General features: G+C 65.0%; 1 protein-coding gene. It reads left to right on the forward strand.

The features are described from left to right. The coding region (locus tag EN852_RS37980) for an amidase family protein (RefSeq protein WP_246694558.1) at window positions 1-302 on the forward strand (302 nt) is incomplete at its 5' end. Between the last annotated feature and the right edge of the window lie 18 nt (window positions 303-320).

Raw genomic sequence — 320 nt, forward strand, 5'->3', positions numbered from 1 at the left:
TCGAAAGCTGCGATGCCTTGCTCTGTCCCGTCGCCATGACGACGGCCTTCCCGCATTGCAGGCCCGGCAGCCCGCTTGAGGTAAACGGCAAGGACGAAAGCTATTGGATGCTGCCGGCCTACGGCGCGGTCTTTAACTACTCCGGCCATCCGGCACTGGCATTCCCTTGCGGGCAGGACAGCGCCGGTTTGCCGATCGGCCTGCAGCTTGTCGGCCGGCATTGGTCGGAAGCGAGGCTGCTCAGCATTGCGGCCGCGATAGCTTCGCTCGCCGGCGGTTTTCACCGGCCGCCGGGTTATTGAGCGAAACGCTCCAGCCCG

It is taken from the genome of Mesorhizobium sp. M2E.F.Ca.ET.209.01.1.1 (assembly GCF_004010375.2).
In the GTDB taxonomy this organism is placed as follows: domain Bacteria; phylum Pseudomonadota; class Alphaproteobacteria; order Rhizobiales; family Rhizobiaceae; genus Mesorhizobium.